General features: G+C 42.9%; 22 protein-coding genes. 8 read left to right on the top strand and 14 right to left on the bottom strand.

The window, feature by feature from the left end; genetic code table 11:
- Positions 1–10 precede the first annotated feature (10 nt).
- A complete protein-coding gene (locus tag KHS38_RS12850) occupies positions 11–484 on the bottom strand; it encodes an SRPBCC family protein (RefSeq protein ID WP_213488943.1) in 474 nt (157 codons plus the stop codon).
- A 14-nt stretch (positions 485–498) separates the two neighbouring features.
- Positions 499–2052 carry an ArnT family glycosyltransferase gene (locus KHS38_RS12845; protein ID WP_213488942.1) on the bottom strand — a complete coding sequence of 518 codons (1554 nt, stop codon included), beginning with the start codon at positions 2050–2052 and terminating at the stop codon, positions 499–501.
- A gap of 49 nt (positions 2053–2101) precedes the next feature.
- Here KHS38_RS12845 and KHS38_RS12840 point away from each other — a divergent pair, with 49 nt between their 5' ends.
- Together KHS38_RS12840 and KHS38_RS12835 are read left to right on the top strand one after the other, a co-directional pair.
- Entirely contained in the window at positions 2102–2662 is a 561-nt protein-coding gene (locus tag KHS38_RS12840; protein ID WP_213488941.1) for a helix-turn-helix domain-containing protein, read from the top strand.
- A gap of 80 nt (positions 2663–2742) precedes the next feature.
- On the top strand, positions 2743–3489 hold the full coding sequence (locus KHS38_RS12835; protein ID WP_213488940.1) for a heavy-metal-associated domain-containing protein: 747 nt from the start codon (positions 2743–2745) through the stop codon (positions 3487–3489).
- 112 nt (positions 3490–3601) lie between these two features.
- Here KHS38_RS12835 and aroC read toward each other — a convergent pair whose 3' ends face one another.
- The 6 genes from aroC to tig form a co-directional block, all read right to left on the bottom strand.
- Entirely contained in the window at positions 3602–4705 is a 1104-nt protein-coding gene (gene aroC, locus KHS38_RS12830) for a chorismate synthase (RefSeq protein ID WP_213488939.1), read from the bottom strand.
- Positions 4706–4835: 130 nt separating this feature from the next.
- The gene (locus tag KHS38_RS12825) at positions 4836–6197 is read right to left on the bottom strand and encodes a pyridoxal-phosphate dependent enzyme (protein ID WP_213488938.1); all 1362 of its coding nucleotides are present in this window, start codon (positions 6195–6197) and stop codon (positions 4836–4838) included.
- Positions 6198–6285: 88 nt separating this feature from the next.
- Complete coding sequence (locus KHS38_RS12820) at positions 6286–7149, bottom strand: AMP nucleosidase (RefSeq protein ID WP_213488937.1); 864 nt, start codon at positions 7147–7149, stop codon at positions 6286–6288.
- 225 nt (positions 7150–7374) lie between these two features.
- Positions 7375–8613 (bottom strand): ATP-dependent Clp protease ATP-binding subunit ClpX, encoded by a 1239-nt coding sequence (gene clpX, locus KHS38_RS12815; RefSeq protein ID WP_213488936.1) that lies wholly within the window; start codon positions 8611–8613, stop codon positions 7375–7377.
- Between the two features lie 97 nt (positions 8614–8710).
- Positions 8711–9430: an ATP-dependent Clp endopeptidase proteolytic subunit ClpP gene (gene clpP, locus KHS38_RS12810; RefSeq protein ID WP_249665390.1), complete on the bottom strand. Its 720-nt coding sequence runs from the start codon at positions 9428–9430 to the stop codon at positions 8711–8713.
- A 248-nt stretch (positions 9431–9678) separates the two neighbouring features.
- Positions 9679–11031, bottom strand: coding sequence for a trigger factor (gene tig / locus KHS38_RS12805; protein WP_213488935.1), 1353 nt, complete (start codon positions 11029–11031; stop codon positions 9679–9681).
- A gap of 377 nt (positions 11032–11408) precedes the next feature.
- On the opposite strand from tig, the gene KHS38_RS12800 reads away from it, so the two are divergent.
- On the top strand, positions 11409–11651 hold the full coding sequence (locus KHS38_RS12800) for a hypothetical protein (protein ID WP_213488934.1): 243 nt from the start codon (positions 11409–11411) through the stop codon (positions 11649–11651).
- Positions 11652–11659: 8 nt separating this feature from the next.
- Here KHS38_RS12800 and KHS38_RS12795 read toward each other — a convergent pair whose 3' ends face one another.
- The 4 genes from KHS38_RS12795 to tyrS all read right to left on the bottom strand — a co-directional run bounded on the left by KHS38_RS12795 (position 11660) and on the right by tyrS (position 14744).
- Complete coding sequence (locus KHS38_RS12795; protein WP_213488933.1) at positions 11660–12385, bottom strand: head GIN domain-containing protein; 726 nt, start codon at positions 12383–12385, stop codon at positions 11660–11662.
- An 85-nt stretch (positions 12386–12470) separates the two neighbouring features.
- Positions 12471–12923: an RES family NAD+ phosphorylase gene (locus tag KHS38_RS12790; protein ID WP_213488932.1), complete on the bottom strand. Its 453-nt coding sequence runs from the start codon at positions 12921–12923 to the stop codon at positions 12471–12473.
- Complete coding sequence (locus KHS38_RS12785) at positions 12923–13369, bottom strand: Xre family toxin-antitoxin system antitoxin (protein WP_249665389.1); 447 nt, start codon at positions 13367–13369, stop codon at positions 12923–12925. The genes KHS38_RS12790 and KHS38_RS12785 overlap by 1 nt, the downstream gene beginning before the upstream one ends.
- Positions 13370–13457: 88 nt before the next feature.
- Positions 13458–14744 carry a tyrosine--tRNA ligase gene (gene tyrS, locus KHS38_RS12780; protein ID WP_213488930.1) on the bottom strand — a complete coding sequence of 429 codons (1287 nt, stop codon included), beginning with the start codon at positions 14742–14744 and terminating at the stop codon, positions 13458–13460.
- Between the two features lie 129 nt (positions 14745–14873).
- Here tyrS and KHS38_RS12775 point away from each other — a divergent pair, with 129 nt between their 5' ends.
- From KHS38_RS12775 to KHS38_RS12760, 4 genes are all read left to right on the top strand, one after another.
- Positions 14874–15545: a hypothetical protein gene (locus KHS38_RS12775; protein WP_213488929.1), complete on the top strand. Its 672-nt coding sequence runs from the start codon at positions 14874–14876 to the stop codon at positions 15543–15545.
- Between the two features lie 98 nt (positions 15546–15643).
- Positions 15644–16666: a Holliday junction branch migration DNA helicase RuvB gene (gene ruvB, locus KHS38_RS12770; protein ID WP_213488928.1), complete on the top strand. Its 1023-nt coding sequence runs from the start codon at positions 15644–15646 to the stop codon at positions 16664–16666.
- 132 nt (positions 16667–16798) lie between these two features.
- Entirely contained in the window at positions 16799–17278 is a 480-nt protein-coding gene (locus KHS38_RS12765) for a CinA family protein (protein WP_213488927.1), read from the top strand.
- An 89-nt stretch (positions 17279–17367) separates the two neighbouring features.
- Positions 17368–18240, top strand: coding sequence for a polysaccharide deacetylase family protein (locus KHS38_RS12760; RefSeq protein ID WP_249665388.1), 873 nt, complete (start codon positions 17368–17370; stop codon positions 18238–18240).
- Positions 18241–18279: 39 nt separating this feature from the next.
- Here the strand turns inward: KHS38_RS12760 and KHS38_RS12755 are convergent, their stop codons facing one another.
- Both KHS38_RS12755 and KHS38_RS12750 read right to left on the bottom strand, forming a co-directional pair.
- On the bottom strand, positions 18280–18543 hold the full coding sequence (locus KHS38_RS12755; RefSeq protein WP_213488926.1) for a hypothetical protein: 264 nt from the start codon (positions 18541–18543) through the stop codon (positions 18280–18282).
- Positions 18544–18570: 27 nt separating this feature from the next.
- Positions 18571–18942: a SpoIIAA family protein gene (locus tag KHS38_RS12750; protein WP_213488925.1), complete on the bottom strand. Its 372-nt coding sequence runs from the start codon at positions 18940–18942 to the stop codon at positions 18571–18573.
- 141 nt (positions 18943–19083) lie between these two features.
- Between KHS38_RS12750 and queG the strand changes: the two genes are divergently transcribed.
- Positions 19084–20010, top strand: coding sequence for a tRNA epoxyqueuosine(34) reductase QueG (queG, locus tag KHS38_RS12745; RefSeq protein ID WP_213488924.1), 927 nt, complete (start codon positions 19084–19086; stop codon positions 20008–20010).
- Positions 20011–20028: the final 18 nt, after the last annotated feature.

Here is a 20028-nt window from a genome sequence, read left to right as displayed (position 1 = left end):
AATGACATTTTTATTTAAGCACCAACCGCCACTTATCCGATTCGGCATAAGCCTTAATTACCTCGTTCCGCTCAATCAAGAGCTTTTGCATATAACGTTGTAAAAACAACGCATCTGCAAGTCTGCCAAGCCAGCCCAAAGGCGAGGTATAAGTAAATATATCGGTCATCACAGTTACACCATTCTCCACATCAAACCGGTGCTGATGTTCAAAAGATTTGAAGGCGCCTTTTACCATCTCATCCACAAAATGGCTGGACGCTTCCAGGGCGGTAATTTTCACGGTTAGCTTTTGCCATATACCAAAATGCCTTGCCCGCCACGTTACCGTTTCGCCAAGCTGTATTAAACCGCTGGTACGCCCGGCAATAGCTTTTTCACCTGTGCTTTGAGTTGATATGGTATGCAGGTCAATACTTCTTGCCAAGTCAAAGCAACGCGCGGCAGGCGCTTGTATAAATGTTTGTATCTTAATTACTGGCATAGCTGGCAATATAACTATTCGCCCAGGGCTTCTTTTAAATGTTGTTGATATATACCACCCAGCACTTTTGACGGATGCTGAACTAAATAAATACCAGTACCCTGTTCGCGAGCCAACATATTTTCAACTCCACCTGTACGTTTATAACTTGCTACTACAGGTTTTAAATCGCTTACATCGTCATCATCGCTTACATAAATAATATAATCTGCTTCCAGATTTGCAGGAGCCCACAGGGCAAAACTGCTGTTTAAACAAACTACATCAGGTAAATTATATTGGTGCCTGTATACATGAATGGCACCGGCCTCACCATAATTGTCGGTAAATATCACCGTGCGCTTTTGCTGCTCGGGTGATAGCTTATGATAAGTAGCGGATACCTTTGCTACCAGCTCTTCCCAGCCCAGCATGTCGGCATAATCTTGTGTAATGGGATGCTTTTTCTGATCTTCCCAAGTTATGGCAAAGTTTAACGCCAGTAGGTGCCTGGTGGTGTATTTAAAAAACTGCTGCACCTGGTGGATTGTCAGCACAGGCATCAATACAGGTACCAATAGTAAATTCGGTACAATAAGAAGAATTGTACTTATTAATCTGGCTGTAGCGTTTTTGATGATGAAAGCCCAGGCACAGCCACCGGCAGCTAATAACATGGGATAAGCAGCCAACAAATAATAGGCTTTACCATTCATTACCAACAAAAAAGTAAACACAAAGAGATAAGCCAGCCCAACAAAGCGGTAGCGTCTCATACTTTTATGAAACAGTAAGAAAAGCAGACCAGCCAACCATACCAATACTGTTGTTGCATGCAACATAAACTGCGCGGCTACAAAATCAGTTGGCTTTACATAATTCAGCTGTTCTACTTTCAGTTTTTGCATATGGGTAAGCAAGGGCCAGTGGTGATGGTATTGCCAAAGTATATTGGGGAGAAAAATGATGATAGCCAGTAAAACCGCAATGCCAGTTTCTTTACGCCATAGCCATTTGCGGCTAGGAGTAAGCAACAGGCCCAAAAGCAACGCACCTGTAAAAAAAGCCATTGTATACTTGGTAAGTAACCCTACTCCCACCACCACGCCCAGCCAGTAAAGATAAGGTGCCTGTTGCTTGTTAGCGTATTTAACCAGCAGCCATGCAGCAATAAGCCACCACAACTGATCGAACACAACGGGCTGGAAAAGGTAGCTGCTTGCAGCCATCCCCGGCGAAAAGATGAGACTTAGACATGCTAATGAAATAGCAAACCGCTTTCCGCCAAATTCTGTAACGAGCAAACCGGTAAACCAAACCATCAGGGCACTGGCAATAGCTGTAAAAACACGCAGGCCGGCAACCGATGTTGGACCGAATAGAAGCAGCGATATTTTAGACAGCAGTGCAATAAACGGCGGTACTTCCATGTACCCCCAAGCCAGGTGATCGCCCATGGTAAGATACAGCATTTCGTCACGATGGAAGCCGTAATTGTCCCCAACCAATAGGTTAAGAAGCAGCTTTATGACTACAAACACTAAAATAAAAGAGTGATAACTGGCCGTGATACTTTGTGACTTAGGCATAGTATGCTTTTGTTGACGATTTGACTAACTTACCGCCTGTAAGTTACACATGAAAATTCACATCAAAAATATGGTATGCCACCGCTGTAAGCTGGCGGTTGAGGCCGAACTGAAAAGCAGCGGTTACCATCCAACCCATGTGGAACTGGGCGAAGTAACCGTTAGCGAGGAGCTGTCGCACCAGCAATTGGCGGAACTGAATACCAAACTAAAACACCTGGGTTTCGAATTGATTGACGACCGCAAAAGCCGGACGGTAGAGAAGATCAAGAACTTAGTTATCAAATTAGTACATCATACTGATACTACGTTAGCCATTAACCTATCCGAGTACCTTGCTGAACACCTGCACTATGAATACAAGTACCTGAGCAACCTCTTTTCAGAGACAGAAGGTACTACCATTGAAAAGTATTACATCAGCCAAAAAATAGAAAAAGTAAAGGAACTGCTGATTTATGACGAGCTGACTTTGAGCCAGATTGCCTACCGCATGGGCTACAGCAGCGTAGCTTACTTATCGAACCAGTTTAAAAAAGAAACAGGCCTTACTCCTACCCACTTTAAAACCATAAAAGATAATAAGCGACGTAACATCGAGGAACTGTAAATTTTATAACGTTAAACGTAAATAGTATAAAGGTTTGGAGCACGCCAACCGTAACTTTGTATTATTTAGATTTAAACGTTATGAAACACACCTATTCCGTAACCGGCATGACATGCGACGGTTGTCGATATAAAGTAGAACATTTGCTCTCCGAAATAGACCACGTTAAAGCGGCTACTGTTGATTTGGACAAGGGCCAGGTAAATGTTGAGATGGATGAGCATATACCTACATCCACCCTACAAAATGCGCTAAAGAGCTATCCCAAATATCAGCTAACTGATGCTGCCCCGGTTGCCAGTGCAATAAGCGGTGATTATGTAGCCGAAACGATAGAAGCGCCACGCAGCTGGTTTGAAACCTACAAGCCAATTGTATTGATATTTGCTTACATCCTTACGGTATCAGTCATTGCCGGATCAACCGTGATTGGCTTTGACGAATTACTGGCCATGCGCGTATTTATGGCAGGGTTCTTTTTGGTATTCTCCTTTTTTAAGATGCTGAACCTGGACGGCTTTGCTGATAGCTATGCGATGTACGATGTGGTTGCCCGCCGCTTCAAAAGCTGGGGTTACCTATATGCCTTGCTGGAACTGGCTTTAGGGATTGCTTACGCCACAAACTTTAACCCGGTACTTACTAATATCGTAACTTTGGTTGTAATGTCTGTAAGCATATTAGGCGTACTGCAAACCGTACTTAACAAAAAGGTGATTCAATGTGCTTGCCTGGGCGCGGTATTTAACCTGCCCATGAGTACCGTTACCATTGTTGAAGATGGTTTGATGATAATTATGAGTGCCCTTATGCTGGCAGCAATGTAAGCCCTGGCCCCTAAAGGGGAATATTTAAAGTGTATATTCTGAAAATGGTTTATAAACAAAAGAGCCGGACTAAGTGTCCGGCTCTTTTGTTTATATGTGTAATCCTCCACCTTTAGTGAGCTGAGGGACTTATAACCGTCATATTCCGTAATACATGGTCGGCCAGTACTAAAGCAGCCATAGCCTCAACAATAGGCACCGCCCTTGGTACTACACATGGATCATGGCGGCCTTTGCCTTGTATCTGGGCTGTGTTACCTTCGGCATCAACCGTGTTTTGATTTTGCATAATGGTAGCTACCGGCTTAAAAGCAACCTTAAATTCAATTGGCATACCATTACTGATACCACCTTGTATACCGCCCGAAAAATTAGTGAGGGTTTTTACTTTCCCATCGTCGGTCTTTATAAAAATATCGTTATGCTCGGAACCCAGCATTTCGCTGCCGGTAAAGCCCGAGCCATATTCAAAGCCATGTACGGCGTTGATGCTCAGCATAGCCTTACCTAAATCGGCGTGCAGTTTGTCAAAAACCGGCTCGCCTAAACCCACCGGGCAGTTGATAATGGTACAGCTGATTTTACCACCAATGGTATCACCTTGCTTGCGTATCTCGTCAATCCGGGCAATCATCTCTTCGGCTGTTGCCGGATCGGCACAGCGTACTATGTTGGCTTCGCGGGTCTCAATAAATTCGCTGGCACTCGTAATGCTAATGTTCGGTGCATTGATGATGCCCACGCTGCTAACGTGCGCTAACACCTCAATACCATAAGCTTTAAGCAATAGTTTGGCCAGTGCACCTGCTGCAACACGTGCGGCAGTTTCCCGGGCTGATGAACGGCCGCCACCACGATGATCGCGTATACCATACTTGGTAAAGTAAGTATAATCGGCATGGGACGGGCGAAACACATCTGTATTATGGCTATAATCTTTAGAACGCTGATCCTCATTCGGTATCAGCATAGCAATCGGCGTGCCGGTAGTCTTTCCCTCAAATACGCCGGATAGAATTTTTACGGTATCGCTTTCTTTACGTTGGGTGGTGATCTTGGACTGGCCCGGTTTCCGTCTATCCAGCTCCAATTGAATGAACTCCAGATCAACAGGTACCTGTGACGGGCAACCATCTATGATAACGCCAATAGCTTCGCCATGCGATTCACCAAAAGTTGTGATTCTGAAAAGCTGCCCAAACGAATTTCCCGCCATAATTTTATATTAAAAAGTAAAAAGTATACAGATTGGCAAATATGTGATTTTTTGCATGAATACCTAACATAAAGGGCCGGTAAATACTTACCAGCCCTTTCATTTTAAAGTATTTTATTGGCTATTTTACCTATGCAGAGATAGCATTAATAATATCGTATTGAGTTATAATCTCAATCTTTCCCTGTTCGTCTTCTACCAACACAGCTATATTCTCTTTATTAATCATCGACGAGATTTTATCAATTGAAGTATTCAGATCAACAAATGGGAATGGTGCTGTAGTAATTGCCTGCAGCGGTTGTGATTTGAGTGATGGGTTTTCGAGCAAAGCATCCAGAATATTACTTTCAGTTACTTTGCCAATCACCATGCCTTTTTGGGTAACCGGTATCTGCGATATATTTAGTGACTTGATGGTATTGATAGCCTCCAAAACAGTCTGCTCACTGTCGATCATTATTAGCTCCGGGTTATCTTTTTTACGAATGATGTCGCGTGCAGTCAGTTTCTCATCTTTCAGGAAACCACGTTCGCGCAGCCAATCTTCGTTATACATTTTGCCCAGGTAGCGTGTACCATGATCCGGGAAGATAATGACTACAACATCGCCTTCTTTAAAACGGTCCTTCATTTGCAAGGTACCAGCCACGGCTGAGCCGGTTGAGTTGCCTGCGAAAATGCCTTCTTTCAAGGCAATTTCGCGGGTCATCAAGGCTGCATCTTTATCAGTTACTTTCTCGAAATGGTCGATGAGAGTAAAATCGACATTCTGCGGCAGGAAGTCTTCGCCGATACCTTCGGTGATGTAGGGATAAATTTCATTCTTGTCAAAAATGCCAGTTTCCTTATACTTCTTAAATACAGAACCGTAAGTGTCTATACCCAACACCTGTATGTCAGGATTCTTTTCTTTCAGGTAACGGGCAGTACCGGATATAGTTCCGCCGGTGCCTACGCCCACTACCAGGTGCGTAATCTTACCCTCGGTTTGCTCCCAAATTTCAGGGCCCGTTTGCTCATAATGAGCCTGTGAGTTCGACAGGTTATCATATTGGTTTGGTTTCCAGGAATTGGGCACTTCGCGCTCCAAACGAGATGAAACCGAGTAGTACGACCGTGGATCCTCCGGCTCAACGTTAGTTGGGCACACAATTACCTCCGCACCAAACGCACGCAGCGCATCAAACTTTTCTTTGGACTGTTTATCGGTACTGGTGAAAATACATTTGTAACCCTTTATAACAGCAGCTATAGCCAAACCCATACCAGTGTTACCAGATGTACCTTCAATAATGGTACCGCCAGGTTTTAACCGGCCATCGCGCTCGGCATCTTCTATCATTTTAAGCGCCATACGGTCTTTAATAGAATTACCGGGATTGGTGGTTTCTATTTTGGCCAGCACTGTCGCTTTAATATCTTTAGTTACTTTGTTTAATTTAACCAATGGCGTATCGCCAATGGTTTCGAGTATATTATTGTACCACATAACTGGAGGCAAATTTGAGCATTATAAATAAAAAATCCACTATATCTGTAGATAATAGTGGATTATGCTTTTAAGTTTTGATGTCGTATTAAAACTTAAGATGTTTAACAGTTAAACCATTATTAATTAACTGCTTTAATGATTCGATCCCTACTTTCAAATGTGTTTCCACGTATTGCTCGGTAACTTTGGAATCGCTTTCGGCAGTCTTAACCCCCTCCGGTACCATAGGCTGATCGGATACCAGCAATAATGCACCTGTAGGAATTTTATTGGCGAAACCAGTAGTGAAAATAGTGGCAGTTTCCATGTCTACGGCCATAGCACGCAGTGTTTTCAAATATTTCTTAAACTCCTTATCGTGTTCCCAAACACGGCGGTTGGTAGTATAGCAGGTTCCTGTCCAGTAATCGCGCGAAAAGTCCCGAATGGTGGTTGATATTGCCTTTTGCAAAGCAAATGATGGCAGTGCCGGCACTTCAGGCGGCAGGTAATCGTTGGATGTACCTTCTCCTCTAATAGCGGCAATAGGCAAAATCAAATCGCCTACATTATTCTTCTTTTTCAGGCCACCACATTTACCTAAAAATATTACGGCTTTTGGCTGAATGGCAGTCAGCAGGTCCATTACGGTAGCAGCAACCGAACTGCCCATACCAAAGTTAATCATCGTAATACCACCTGCAGTTACGCTTTGCATAGGTTTGTCCAACCCCATAATTGGTGCATCATCATTCCATTGCGAAAACAGTTGCAGGTATTTTGAAAAGTTGGTAAGGATAATATAGCTACCAAAAGCATCTAACGGTCTGCCTGTGTAGCGCGGCAGCCAATTTGCAACAATGGCTTCTTTCGTTTTTAAACCGTTTTTGATGGGCGATTGTACTTCTTTTACTTGTTTGGCATTTTCCACTATGCCGGCATCTTTCTTAATTTCTTTTTCTTCGTTCATATATACGCCTCCTACTCCCTCTCGCCGGAGAGGGCAATCTTATTTTTTGATCTACAGACCAACCAACCTAATTAAGTAATGTATCCAGGGTTCTGACCATACCTAATTTGAGTATAGATGGCCGTTTATATATACAACAAACCCCGGTATAAAACCAGGGTTTGCTTTCGTTGTATAACAAATATAAGCAATTAAGTGCTTACTTTCATTAAAATAGCTTTAAATTTAAGCTACTTTCAATTTCTTAAGGTCCGATTTTTCGAACTTTTCGCGGGCATAATCCAACGTTACTGTCAGGCGTTTCACATCCTTTTTGGACGGGAACTCAAACATGGCATCAATCATGATAGCCTCACAAATTGAACGTAAACCACGTGCGCCTAATTTAAACTCCATGGCTTTATCCACAATGAAGTCAAGCACATCATCATCAAACTCCAATTTTACACCCTCATAATCAAACAGCTTTTTATACTGCTTCAACAATGAGTTTTTAGGCTCAACCAGGATATTGTATAAGGCCTCCCTGTCTAACGGGTTTAAGTGCGTTAATACAGGCAAACGGCCAATCAATTCCGGAATTAAACCAAATGATTTCAAATCCTGCGGTGTAATATATTTGTACAGATTTTTTAGATCTATCTCGCCTTCATCGCGGTTTAGTTTATAACCTACGGTTTGGGTGCGCAAGCGGCTGGCAATCTTTCTGTCAATACCGTCAAAGGCGCCACCGCAAATAAACAGGATGTTGCTGGTGTTTACACTGATCATTTTCTGATCCGGGTGTTTACGACCTCCCTGCGGTGGTACGTTTACCATAGTACCTTCCAGTATTTTAAGTAAAGCTTGCTGTACACCTTCGCCTGACACATCGCGAGTGATGGACGCATTATCGCTTTTACGCGCAATTTTATCCACCTCGTCAATGTACACAATACCTTTTTCGGCAGCAGCTACGTCATAATCGGCAGCCTGCAGCAAACGAGTTAAAATACTTTCCACATCCTCCCCCACATAACCGGCCTCGGTAAGTACCGTAGCATCGGATATACAGAAAGGAACATTTAATATTTTGGCAATAGTTTTAGCTAAAAGTGTTTTACCGGTACCGGTTTCGCCCACCATCATGATATTGGATTTTTCAATCTCAACTTCATCCTTGTCAACACGCTGGTTTAAGCGCTTGTAGTGGTTATAAACGGCTACGGCTAAAACTTTCTTGGCATCATCCTGACCTATTACGTACTGATCGAGGTGACCCTTGATTTCAGACGGTTTAAGTACAGTAGGTGCAGAAGGTGATGTTTTTACTTTTCTAACCTTCAGTTCTTCTGCCAGTATCTCGTTAGCCTGGTTAACGCACTTATCACAAATATGTGCGTCTAATCCTGCAATCAGCATCAGGGAATCCTGTTTTCCGGCTCCACAAAACGAACACCTGATTTCCTTGCTGTTCTTGTTCATCTGTTAAAGATTTAATATCTTAGAAATAAGAGTTAATCACCGATTTGGTTTTTGAAAATCGCAAAAATCAAATCGGTGATTTTTATACGGCTACGAATTACTTTTCGTTGCTGCCGCGTAATACTTCATCAACCATGCCAAACTCTTTTGCTTCTTCAGCAATCATCCAGTGGTCACGGTCTGATGCTTCCCATACTTTCTCGTACGGCGTGCCGCTGTGTTTTGAAATGATTTCGTAAAGCTCTTTTTTCAGCTTCATGATTTCACGCGCGGTGATCTCAATATCTGAAGCCTGGCCTTGCGCACCACCCAGCGGTTGGTGAATCATTACGCGTGAATGTGGTAATGCAGCACGTTTGCCTTCAGCACCTGCACACAGTAATACAGCAGCCATTGAAGCGGCCATACCTGTACAAATAGTAGCTACATCATTACTTACAAACTGCATGGTGTCATAAATGCCTAAACCAGCATATACCGAACCACCCGGTGAGTTGATATAAATCTGGATGTCGCGTTTAGCATCGGCTGATTGTAAGAACAACAGCTGCGCCTGAATGATATTAGCAATGTTTTCATAAATAGCATCACCCAAAAAGATGATACGATCCATCATCAAACGTGAAAACACGTCCATCTGTGCTACATTAAGCTGGCGCTCTTCAATGATGTAAGGCGTCATACCCACAGGGTAAGCAATACCCGAAGGCATCATTTTATGCTCAACGCTTGATATAAATTTATCTACATGAAGACTGTTAATGCGGTGATGCTTAACAGCATATTTTCTGAACTCGTTTTTATCTATGTTATTCATTTTGTATTAAGATTTCTAAAGTGAATGCGGCTGGCTGCCGGGGGTAAATATAGTTTTTAGTTGCATTTATTAGTAGCGAAGTAAAAAATTATGACATCGGCTTAAAGCTTAACTAATCAACTACCAATTACTGCCAGCTTTTCAAATCGAATAGCTAACAAATATCAGTGAGCTTGGTTTTTATAAAACAGAAAAAGCAACCCGATTAATGGGTTGCTTTTACAAGAGTGTTATATATTTATTTAAAATTAGGCTTGCACTAATTTGCTGAACTCATCGAAGGTAATTTCCTGCTCGTTCAGCGTAACGATACCTTTTAGGTAATCGAACACTTTTTCTGATTTTGCTTCCTCAAAAATGCGGTTGGCGTTTTCTTTGTCCTGTAAAAACTGAACAGCGTACTGGTTTAATTGATCCTCGCTGATTGATTGCGGGCTATACATGCGGAACTGAGCATCAATACGTTGTTTTGCCAAATCAAGCACGTCTTCGTATTTAACTTCCAGCTCGTTTTCTTTAACCACTTTATTACCAATAAGGGTCCATTTTAAGTTTTTAGCAAACTCATCATAGCCACCGTTCAATTCTTCATCGCTCAGCTTTTCGTTAGTAGCTTTTAACCAACGTTTCAGGAATTCGTCCGGTAATTCAAAATTAATTTTCTCCAAAGCCAGCGTATACATATCAGCCTGCAGTTTACGATCTGCATCCTGCTCCATCATACCTTCCAGCTCTTCAGTAATTTTAGCTTTGAATTCTTCTTCGGTAGTTACAGTACCTTCGCCTAAAATTTTATCAAAGAACGCCTGGTCCAGATCGCTTTCCTCTAAACGGTTAATATTTTTAACAGTAAAGCGGAATTTAGATTGAAGATCAGCTGCTGCTGCCTCTTCAATCTTTAACACTGCAGCTACACGGGCAGCCTCATTGTTAAATGCTTTCTGGATATCCAGTTCAATTACATCGTCTTTTTTCAAACCAATCAATGATGCTTTGATAGCCTCATCCTGAACTTGATCTAAACGAATAGTAGATGTATTGGTAATACCACCTTCAAAAACAGAACCATCTTCCGAAAGCTGTACTAATTCACCAAATAACACGTCATCATCTGCCGATACGTCAGGGTTTGTCATCTTTCCGTAGCTGCGACGCAGGTTTTTGATGCGTGATGCTAACGTTTCGTCATCAACTTTGATTTTATATTTGGTCAGTGTATCTTCTGCAGAGAAGTTCACAGCAAACTCAGGAGCTAAACCAACTTCGTAGTTAAACTCAAAGTTGTCATTAAAATCCCAGTTGTATTCTTTAGTCTCATCTACTTTAGGTAGCGGCTGGCCTAATACTTCCAGTTGCTGCTCATTCAGGTAGTTGTTCAGGGTATCAGATAACAGATTGTTGATCTCGTCAACCAAAATGCTTTTGCCATACATTTTCTTGATGTGGCCTGCTGGAACCATACCTTTACGGAAACCCGGTAATTGTGCTTTTTTAGCCTGGTCCTTAATAGCCTTATCAACACGTGCCTGATAGTCCTGGGCATCAATGTTTATCTTGATAACGGCATTCAGATTATCTGTTTTTTCCTGTGATATATTCATCGTTTATACCTTATTATAATCGTTAACCTAAACAAAACGAGCTAATACATTGTACAGCATCATTTGTTTTTAGAGGCGCAAAAGTAAGTAATTATTTTTTTATTTTAACTATTCATGAACAGGAGTTTTATAATGCCCTCCTGTCGCAATCTTAAAAAAGAACTGTTGATAACACAGCTTCCGGTATAAAAGACTTACTGTTCATTATATATATGCAGTACTTATAAAGCAGTAAAATGAATAGTACGATACGGGTGGTTTGTTATAAAAACCTGTAGCCATAAAAAAATATAGGCAACAACAATTGTTATTGCCTATATTAACTACCGCAGCTTAAACTAATACATTGTTTAAGCGTTATGTACTTAAATTTATTTATGAAAAGTTCCGTTGTAAGATTAGCTATCGCCGCTTTTAGCTTAAGTATAATAGTAGCCTGCAGTTCACAAAAGCCATCAGGTTCAAAGCAAAACCGCAGCAAAAGCATGCCTGTACCAGCCAGAACAACCAACTACGATTCTACCGGCACTACGCCAACCCCTAAGCTTACGCCAACACCGGTACCTAACGTACGTCCCGAACCACGCCCCTCGCCTATGCCGCCTAACCCGCCTATGTAAAATAGGGCTTAATTTGCTTTATTAATTGAGGATGCCCCCGATTTGTGATTGCTCACGTTGGATGGATTACCTTTATAGCTAACCTCGGACGCGCCACGGCTATCTACCGCCAAATTTTTAAGCACGTTAATTTCGCAATGTGTTGCACCGGCTGTATTGATTTTATAATCGCCTACTACAAAATCGTAAGCAAATAATTTACCAGCACCTGTCAGTTTTACTTTGTGTGATGCAGCCTGACCAGACATATAAATTTCGGTAGCGCCGCGTGCCTCAGTACTTACATCTGCCGCACTTAAGTCAAGTTTTACTTTGCTGGCACCCGATATGTTAAGGCTAAAGTTAGTGGTATTTATGCGACCAAGGCCTTCAATATCAACCGCGCCAGATACTTTGACCTCATTAAGGCTTTTTACACCAATAACCAATACCATCGGCTTTACACTCGATAAGCTCCGTTTACTGAAAATATGCAATTTGCCGCCAGACACATTTGTACGAATATGTTTCATCAGGTTATCATCTGCAGTAACAGATATGGATAGGGTGCTATCCTGCTTTAACTTTACCTCGTAAGCACCCGAAACCTCTATACGGTCAAAGCTTTCCACCTTACGGTTCTCGGTGATTTGATGCCCGGAACCTTTTACTTTACCAAAGCGGCAGGATGATAAACTTGCTAAACCTATAAAGGCGAATAATACGAAGAAATACTTGCGGGTAATGTTGCTCATTGTACTTTTTTATGGTAAGACCGCTTACATGGGGTCTTGGTTACACCAAATATAGAAAAAGCCGCCATATATAATAAGACAGCTTCTATTCAAGTAGTCTTTTATCAAAACTAAAAGGCTCTTTCTTTTTAATTTTTACTTTCAGAAAGCGGGTATGCGCCGGGTTGAGCAGGTAATTAAATTCTTCTTTAACAACTGCCGACGGCACCTTGCACAACAGATGTTTATTATCAAGCAGAAACTGATCGCCTATAGTTTTTAGAATACTTGGTTCAGGATATTCCTGCCAGTTGGGCGGCAGTACATTCAAATCAATCTGCTGCGCATCGTCTGGCACTTCCAGTGTTACGATACAATAGTTGGACGGGATTAAAGTGGGTGGTAAATGCACCAGTACCTCTAATACAACTAATGCGCGCGACGACGCCAGGTATACCACCGGCTTGCCTATATTATTCCAGCGGCCGCCATACAGGCGTGCACCGGTACCGCTTAAATCGTCGGCATACATGCATTTGGCTATCCGGTATAGTAGCATCAGGCAAATATACCATGTTCTATACGGCCCAGCTCGCGTAACACTAAATCAAAACCCACCGAGGTATCCAGCAAAGAAACAGGCATTTCGCTTTGAAAAACATGAGAGGGGGTTTTCATCCACTGTTTAAACTTATCCATTGAGCCGAATACTTCCTGCCCGCGGGTGTATAAACGAGCCAGCTCGATGGCCTTTTCTGCATATTCTGTTTTTACAACCGTATCATCTTCGTAGCGCTGCAAGGTACGCTCCGAGATATGCATAATGCCGGCAAGTTCCTGCAATGTGAGTGATATTTTGCCGGCTAAAGACAACAATACTTTTTTAGGCAAGCCCTGACGGGTAAGTTTGATCACATCATAGTCTGATGCATATTTTACAGTACTTACCCCGCTGAGTAAACCAAAAAACGAAGTTAATGAATCTGTGGTAACATAAGCTGCCATAGGTTCATTAACCTCGTTTTCAGTATTGTGTTTCTTCTTATACGACATTTATCCAAAAATATGCACAAAATGTCGCAAAAGCAAATCCTTATTCTGCGATAATCAGGAAGTAATTTTTCTTGCCTTTCTGCGCTACTAAAAACTTACCGTTAATCAGCGCATCTGCTGTGTATACTTCTTCTGCAGATGCGATCTTACTTTTGTTAATAGCCGCACCACCGCCTTGTATCATCTTTTTCGCCTCGCCCTTTGATGGGAACACCGCGGTTTTTGCGGCCAGCAGATCCAGTACGGCAATGCCTTCTTTCAATTCATCTTTGCTGATGGTGTAGTTTGGTACGCCTTCAAATATGCCAACAACCTCAGCATCATTCAATTCGTTTAAAAACTCGATACCTGTGTTGCCAAACAAAAACTCGGATGATTTGATGGCTTTCTCATAAGCTGCTTCGCCATGTACGCGGATGGTAATATCCTTAGCTAAGGCTTTTTGCAGCGCACGTTGATGCGGCGCGGCATTATGCTCAACCTCTAAGGCTTCGATCGTTTCACGATCAAGCAGGGTAAATATGCGAATGAATTTTTTCACATCCTCGTCGCTGGCATTCAACCAAAACTGGTAGAATTGGTAAGGCGACGTGCGGGCCGGATCAAGCCATACTGCACCACTCTCGGTTTTACCAAACTTGGTACCGTCGGCTTTTTTAATAAGCTGGGTAGTTAGGGCAAATGCCTCGCCGGCATCTTTACGGCGTATCAGCTCAGTACCGGTAACAATGTTACCCCACTGATCCGAACCCCCCATTTGCAAAGCACAGTTATGGTTTTTCCATAGGTAGTAAAAGTCATATCCCTGCACCAGTTGGTAAGTAAATTCGGTAAACGACATACCAGTTTCGCCGCTCAAACGATTTTTAACCGAATCTTTGGCCATCATATAATTAACGGTAATGTGCTTACCCACGTCCCGAATAAAGTTCAAGAAAGTGAACTCCTTAAACCAATCGTAATTATTTACCATTTGGGCGCTATTGGCAGCGCCACTGTTAAAATCTAAAAACCGTTGCAGCTGTGCCTGTATGCTCTGTAAATTATGCTGCAAAGCATCTTCTGAGAGGAGATTACGCTCCTGCGATTTTCCGGATGGATCGCCCACCATACCGGTAGCACCGCCAACCAGCGCATACGGCTTATGCCCCGCCTTTTGGAAATGAATCAGGGTCATGATCTGAGTTAGGTGACCAACGTGTAATGAATCGGCTGTAGGGTCAAAACCGATATAGCCGGAAGTGATGCCTTTATTAAGCAGTTCTTCGGTTCCGGGCATTATATCGTGCAGCATGCCCCGCCAGCGTAATTCTTCAACAAAATTCATCAGTAAAAATATTTATAGCTGGCAAAGATAATAGATTACTGCAAAATCCATTTCCACACGTGTGCATAATCAACCGCCCCTTGAATTTTAAGGTTCGGGATTAAATCCGTATTTTGCAGTACATCTATTATGAATTTTTTATCTCATTATTATTTTGACCAGCATACTACCGATTGTTACCATGTATTAGGCACCGTATTACCCGACTTGCTTAAAAACGCGGACAAAAGCATTGTGCTGCACCCCGAAAAGCTTCCGCCGCATACCGACCCAGCCATCAATTCGATGATTGAAGGCTGGAAGAAACACCTGGAGGTTGACCGGTATTTTCACAGCTCAGATTTTTTCACCACCCATTCACATGAGCTAAAATTACAAATGCGGCCAGTAATTGAAGGCTCGCCGGTAAAGCCATTTTTTTTGGGCCATATCGCTTTGGAACTAATCCTGGACAATCTGCTGCTTACCACGGAAAAAGTTTTGGCTGATGATTTTTATGACCATCTGCAAAGCTGCGAAGACCGCTTGATACGCGAATTTTTAGTCATGAACGGTATGGAAGATCCCGAGGTATTTATCCGCTTTCATGACGACTTTAAGAAAAGCCGGTACCTGCATACCTACGCTCAAACGCAACAAGTAGCTTATGCACTTAAGCGCATTTGTATGCGAATATGGAACAACCCTTTTACGCAACAGCAGGAAGCCGGTTTAACCGAAGTTATAACCTCCTACAGATTGCTACTGGAAAATCAATTTATGAGCATTTTTAATAATATTGAAAACAAACTCACAGCATAAAAACATCGTCGCTCCTAACCTAAATCACCTACTATTGATATTAAGTTTACGAACTTTTCATTTCCACAATTCAGCAAAAATTGCTAAATTCGTTGGCAATGAACGAGAATTTAGATCCTAACCGGGAACGTTTAACCAGCACCGAGCGCGATATAGAAAAAGTGTTGCGCCCGCAGGCTTTTGAAGACTTTACCGGTCAGCATAAAATACTGGCTAACTTAAGAATATTTGTACAAGCGGCCCGTCAGCGTGGCGAGTCGCTGGATCATGTGTTGCTGCACGGCCCGCCGGGACTGGGCAAAACCACCCTCTCCAACATTATCGCAAATGAGATGGGTGTAGGCATCAAAATTACTTCTGGCCCGGTATTAGATAAGCCCGGCGATTTGGCCGGTCTGTTAACTAATTTGGAGCCTGGCGATATTTTATTTATTGACGAGATACACCGTCTGAGTCCACTGGTTGAGGAATATTTGTACTCGGCCATGGAAGATTTCAAGATCGATATAATGCTCGAAAGCGGCCCAAATGCCCGATCCGTGCAAATCTCATTGAATCCGTTTACCCTAGTAGGTGCTACTACCCGCTCAGGTTTGTTAACTGCACCTTTACGTGCGCGTTTTGGTATCAATGCACGATTGGAGTACTACGATGCCAAACTGCTTACCACCATTATTCTGCGCTCGGCATCGATATTAAGTACACCAATATCAGACGAGGGCGCCTATGAAATTGCCCGCCGCAGCCGGGGCACCCCACGTATTGCCAATGCGCTGTTGCGCCGTACGCGCGACTTTGCCCAGATTAAAGGCAACGGCAGCATCGATACCGAAATTGCCAAGTATGCATTGAACGCATTAAACGTGGATGAACATGGCCTGGATGAGATGGACAACAAGATATTGCACACCATTATTGAAAAGTTTAAAGGCGGCCCTGTAGGTGTAAAAACAATCGCTACCGCTGTTGGCGAAGATGAAGGCACGATAGAGGAAGTATACGAACCCTTCCTGATACAAGAAGGTTACTTAATGCGCACCTCACGCGGGCGCGAGGCTACAGATAACGCTTATCGCCACCTGGGTATTATGCGCCCCGGTCAGGCCCAAACGTTGTTTTAGCAATTAAATAAAAAACGAAAACGCCAGCTTGCAAGCGGGCGTTTTCGTTTAATCCCAACCTGGAATTTAAGGGCAAACAGTTAAGCCGGATAAGCGTTGCTTTAAAAGCAAACCAATTATACAAAAGAATTTATGCCATCTGATATTGTTATAAACTGCAGCCATGCACTAAAAGATAAAGATCTTACCATCTCTTTTGCCGAAAGTGTAACTGCCGGAAAAGTAATTTCGGAATTTGCTTTGATACCTAATTGCGGATCGGTACTAAAGGGAAGCATAGTATGTTACGATGTAAGCGTTAAAACTTCGCTGCTGGGTGTACCACAGGAAATGTTGGATGAATTTACGCCCGAATCGGCAGAGGTAACCGAAAAGCTGGCTGAAGGATTGAAAAAGCTTATTCCGGCTGACATTATTGTTGCCGTAACCGGCCTTGCCGCACCCGGGGGCAGCGAGTCTGACGAAAAGCCGGTAGGTACCATGTTTGTAAACGGCCTTATTAAAGATGTACCATTTGGATTAAGGCTATACTTCGATGCCGAGCCCGAACAGGTAATGCTTAAAACTATTGATGCGATAGCCGACTATCTGCTAAAGCATCTGCCGCAATAAAAAAGAAAAAGCCGAACCCGTAAGTTAATTTAGGTTCGGCTTTTTCTTTTTATTTATACTATTTTCGCTGCAGCTACTTTATATTAAACATGACTAACTTTTTTACTGCTGCTGTTTTATCTGCATGTACATTGGGTATGGTTGCCTGCAACCAGGGAAAGGCTAACAAGGTTACCTCCACAACCGATTCATCCAGTACTACTACCGTAACCACAACTACTACAACAAGTGCCGAGCCGGCAAAAGCCACTGGCAAAATGGCATCAAATGCCGAGATAATGGCCCGCAAACAGGTGCCTGTTCTGTGTTATCACCAAATACGCGACTGGCGCGCCAGCGACTCTAAAAGCGCTAAGGATTACATAGTACAAATAGCTGCATTTAAAGAGCATATGAAAATGCTGGCCGATAGTGGTTATCATACCATACTGCCCGATCAGTTATATAATTACCTAACTACCGGTGCAGCGTTACCCGCCAAACCTATCATGCTTACTTTTGATGATACCGATTTGGATCAGTTCACAATTGCGAACCCGGAATTAAAAAAATATGGTTTCAAAGGCGTATATTTTGTAATGACTGTCTCTATCGGTCGCCCGCATTACATGAACAAAGAGCAGATCAAGCAACTAGCTGACGAGGGTAATGTGATTGGCAGCCATACCTGGGATCACCACAATTTCAAAAAGTTCCAGGGCAAGGATTGGGAAACCCAAATTGATAAACCAACCAAGAAGCTGGAAGAAATTAACGGCAAAAAGATCGAATACTTCGCCTACCCTTTTGGCTTATGGAACGAGCAAGGATTACCTGAGCTGCACAAACGCGGTTTTAAAGCTGCTTTCCAACTGGCTGAAAAACGCGATGCAAACGATCCATTGATGACAATCCGCCGTATTTTGGATAGCGGTTACTGGAGCGCAAAAACACTGAGCAACAGTATCAGAAATAGCTTTTAATAAGAAAGGCCCTTCAAATTTGAAGGGCCTTTCTTATTGTTACAAATTTTCGTTAGCCGGACCGCCATCACTCGGTTTGTTCGAGGTTTCGTCGGTTGACGGGCCCGGAGTTCCGCTATCGTTGTCTGGCGTAACGGTATCTACACGAGTATCATCAGGCTTGTTTTGTACATTAGGTGTATTGCCTTTTGACAGCTCGCTGTCGCCTGCATTCTCACCTATATCATCATTACCTGGATTATCTGTTTGCGCTCTTGTTTGTTCCTCATTCGGGTCTTGCGCATTATTGTTTTCTGCTGACATAGTTATAGATGTTTGGGTTAAAAAATATTATTCGCTTGCTGCAACCCACTGAACGGCCTCATCCAGCTTGTCCAGTGAAAAACCTTTTGATGTTCCCGGAATCATAAACCGGAATATATTGCTGGTAAACCACTCTACGCTGTGCTGGTCGGTTACTATAGCTATCTTTTTCCATTTTGTGAAATGCTTAAGGCCGGCTTTCAGGTCGTTAAACCAAGCACCCATGGTAAAATTTTGCACATCGGTTTCGAGCACCAGCAGGTAGTTAATTTCACCCTGGCGCTGGGCTAGCTCGTCCAGTCGGGGTGTTAATACATTATCTACATCCTCTTTAGTTACCTCGCCTATAGCATGTATACCTACTACATTTTCGGGTAAATCATTTATGAATTGAAGCATATTACGTTTTACTATTTAATTAATAGTTATACAACACCATTTGGGTTGATGTGTTTGATAGCTACACCAGTTTTGCAATCAGAAACCAGAAATGACATTGAGAAAAAATGAAAACGGGCGGTGTTATGTATCTTTGTAACAATGAAAAACCTGCAACTATACAGCGATCAAATTAAAGCCGAGGCCAAACGCCTGGGGTTTATGTTTTGTGGTATAGCCAAAGCAATTTTTTTAGAAGCAGAAGCGCCAAGGCTTGAAAAATGGTTAAAAGATGGGCACCACGGCGAAATGCAGTACATGGAAAACTACTTTGACAAACGCCTGGACCCGCGGTTGTTGGTAGATGATGCCAAATCGGTTATCTCCCTGGCATTAAACTATTACACTGACAAACAGCAAACAGACCCATTAGCGCCCAAAATATCCAAATATGCCTACGGCATGGATTACCATGATGTGATCAAAGGCAAGCTTAGGGAACTGCTTCATTTTATCCAGGAAAACATTGGCGATGTGGGCGGCCGTGCGTTCGTTGATTCAGCACCGGTACTTGACCGGGCTTGGGCCCAACGGGCCGGCATAGGCTGGATTGGCAAGAACGCCAACCTGATCAACAAAAAAGGAGGTTCGTTCTTTTTTCTGGCCGAGCTGATTGTGGATATGGAACTGGCTTATGACATAGCCCCTACCACCGACCATTGCGGAACCTGCACCCGGTGCATTGATGCCTGCCCTACGGATGCCATCATCGCACCTTATGTAGTGGATGGCAGCCGCTGTATTTCCTATCTCACCATCGAACTTAAGAATAATATACCCGAAGAATTTAAGGGTAAAACAGACGACTGGATGTTTGGCTGCGACGTGTGCCAGAATGTATGCCCGTGGAATCGCTTCTCGGTGACACACCAGGAGACAGCATTTGAACCCCATCCCGATTTACTGGGCATGACACGGCAAGACTGGCAGGACATAACCCAGGAAACCTTCCAGCAGGTATTTAAAAAATCAGCCGTTAAACGTACTAAGTTTAACGGCTTGAAAAGAAATATCGAATTTTTAGGATGAAGATTTAGGCAGTAAAAC

The sequence above is a fragment of the Mucilaginibacter sp. Bleaf8 genome, assembly GCF_018390515.1.
Classification (GTDB): Bacteria; Bacteroidota; Bacteroidia; order Sphingobacteriales; family Sphingobacteriaceae; genus Mucilaginibacter.
The sequence above is the reverse complement of the archived record's forward strand: the minus strand, read 5'-3'. Positions and strand labels throughout refer to the sequence as shown.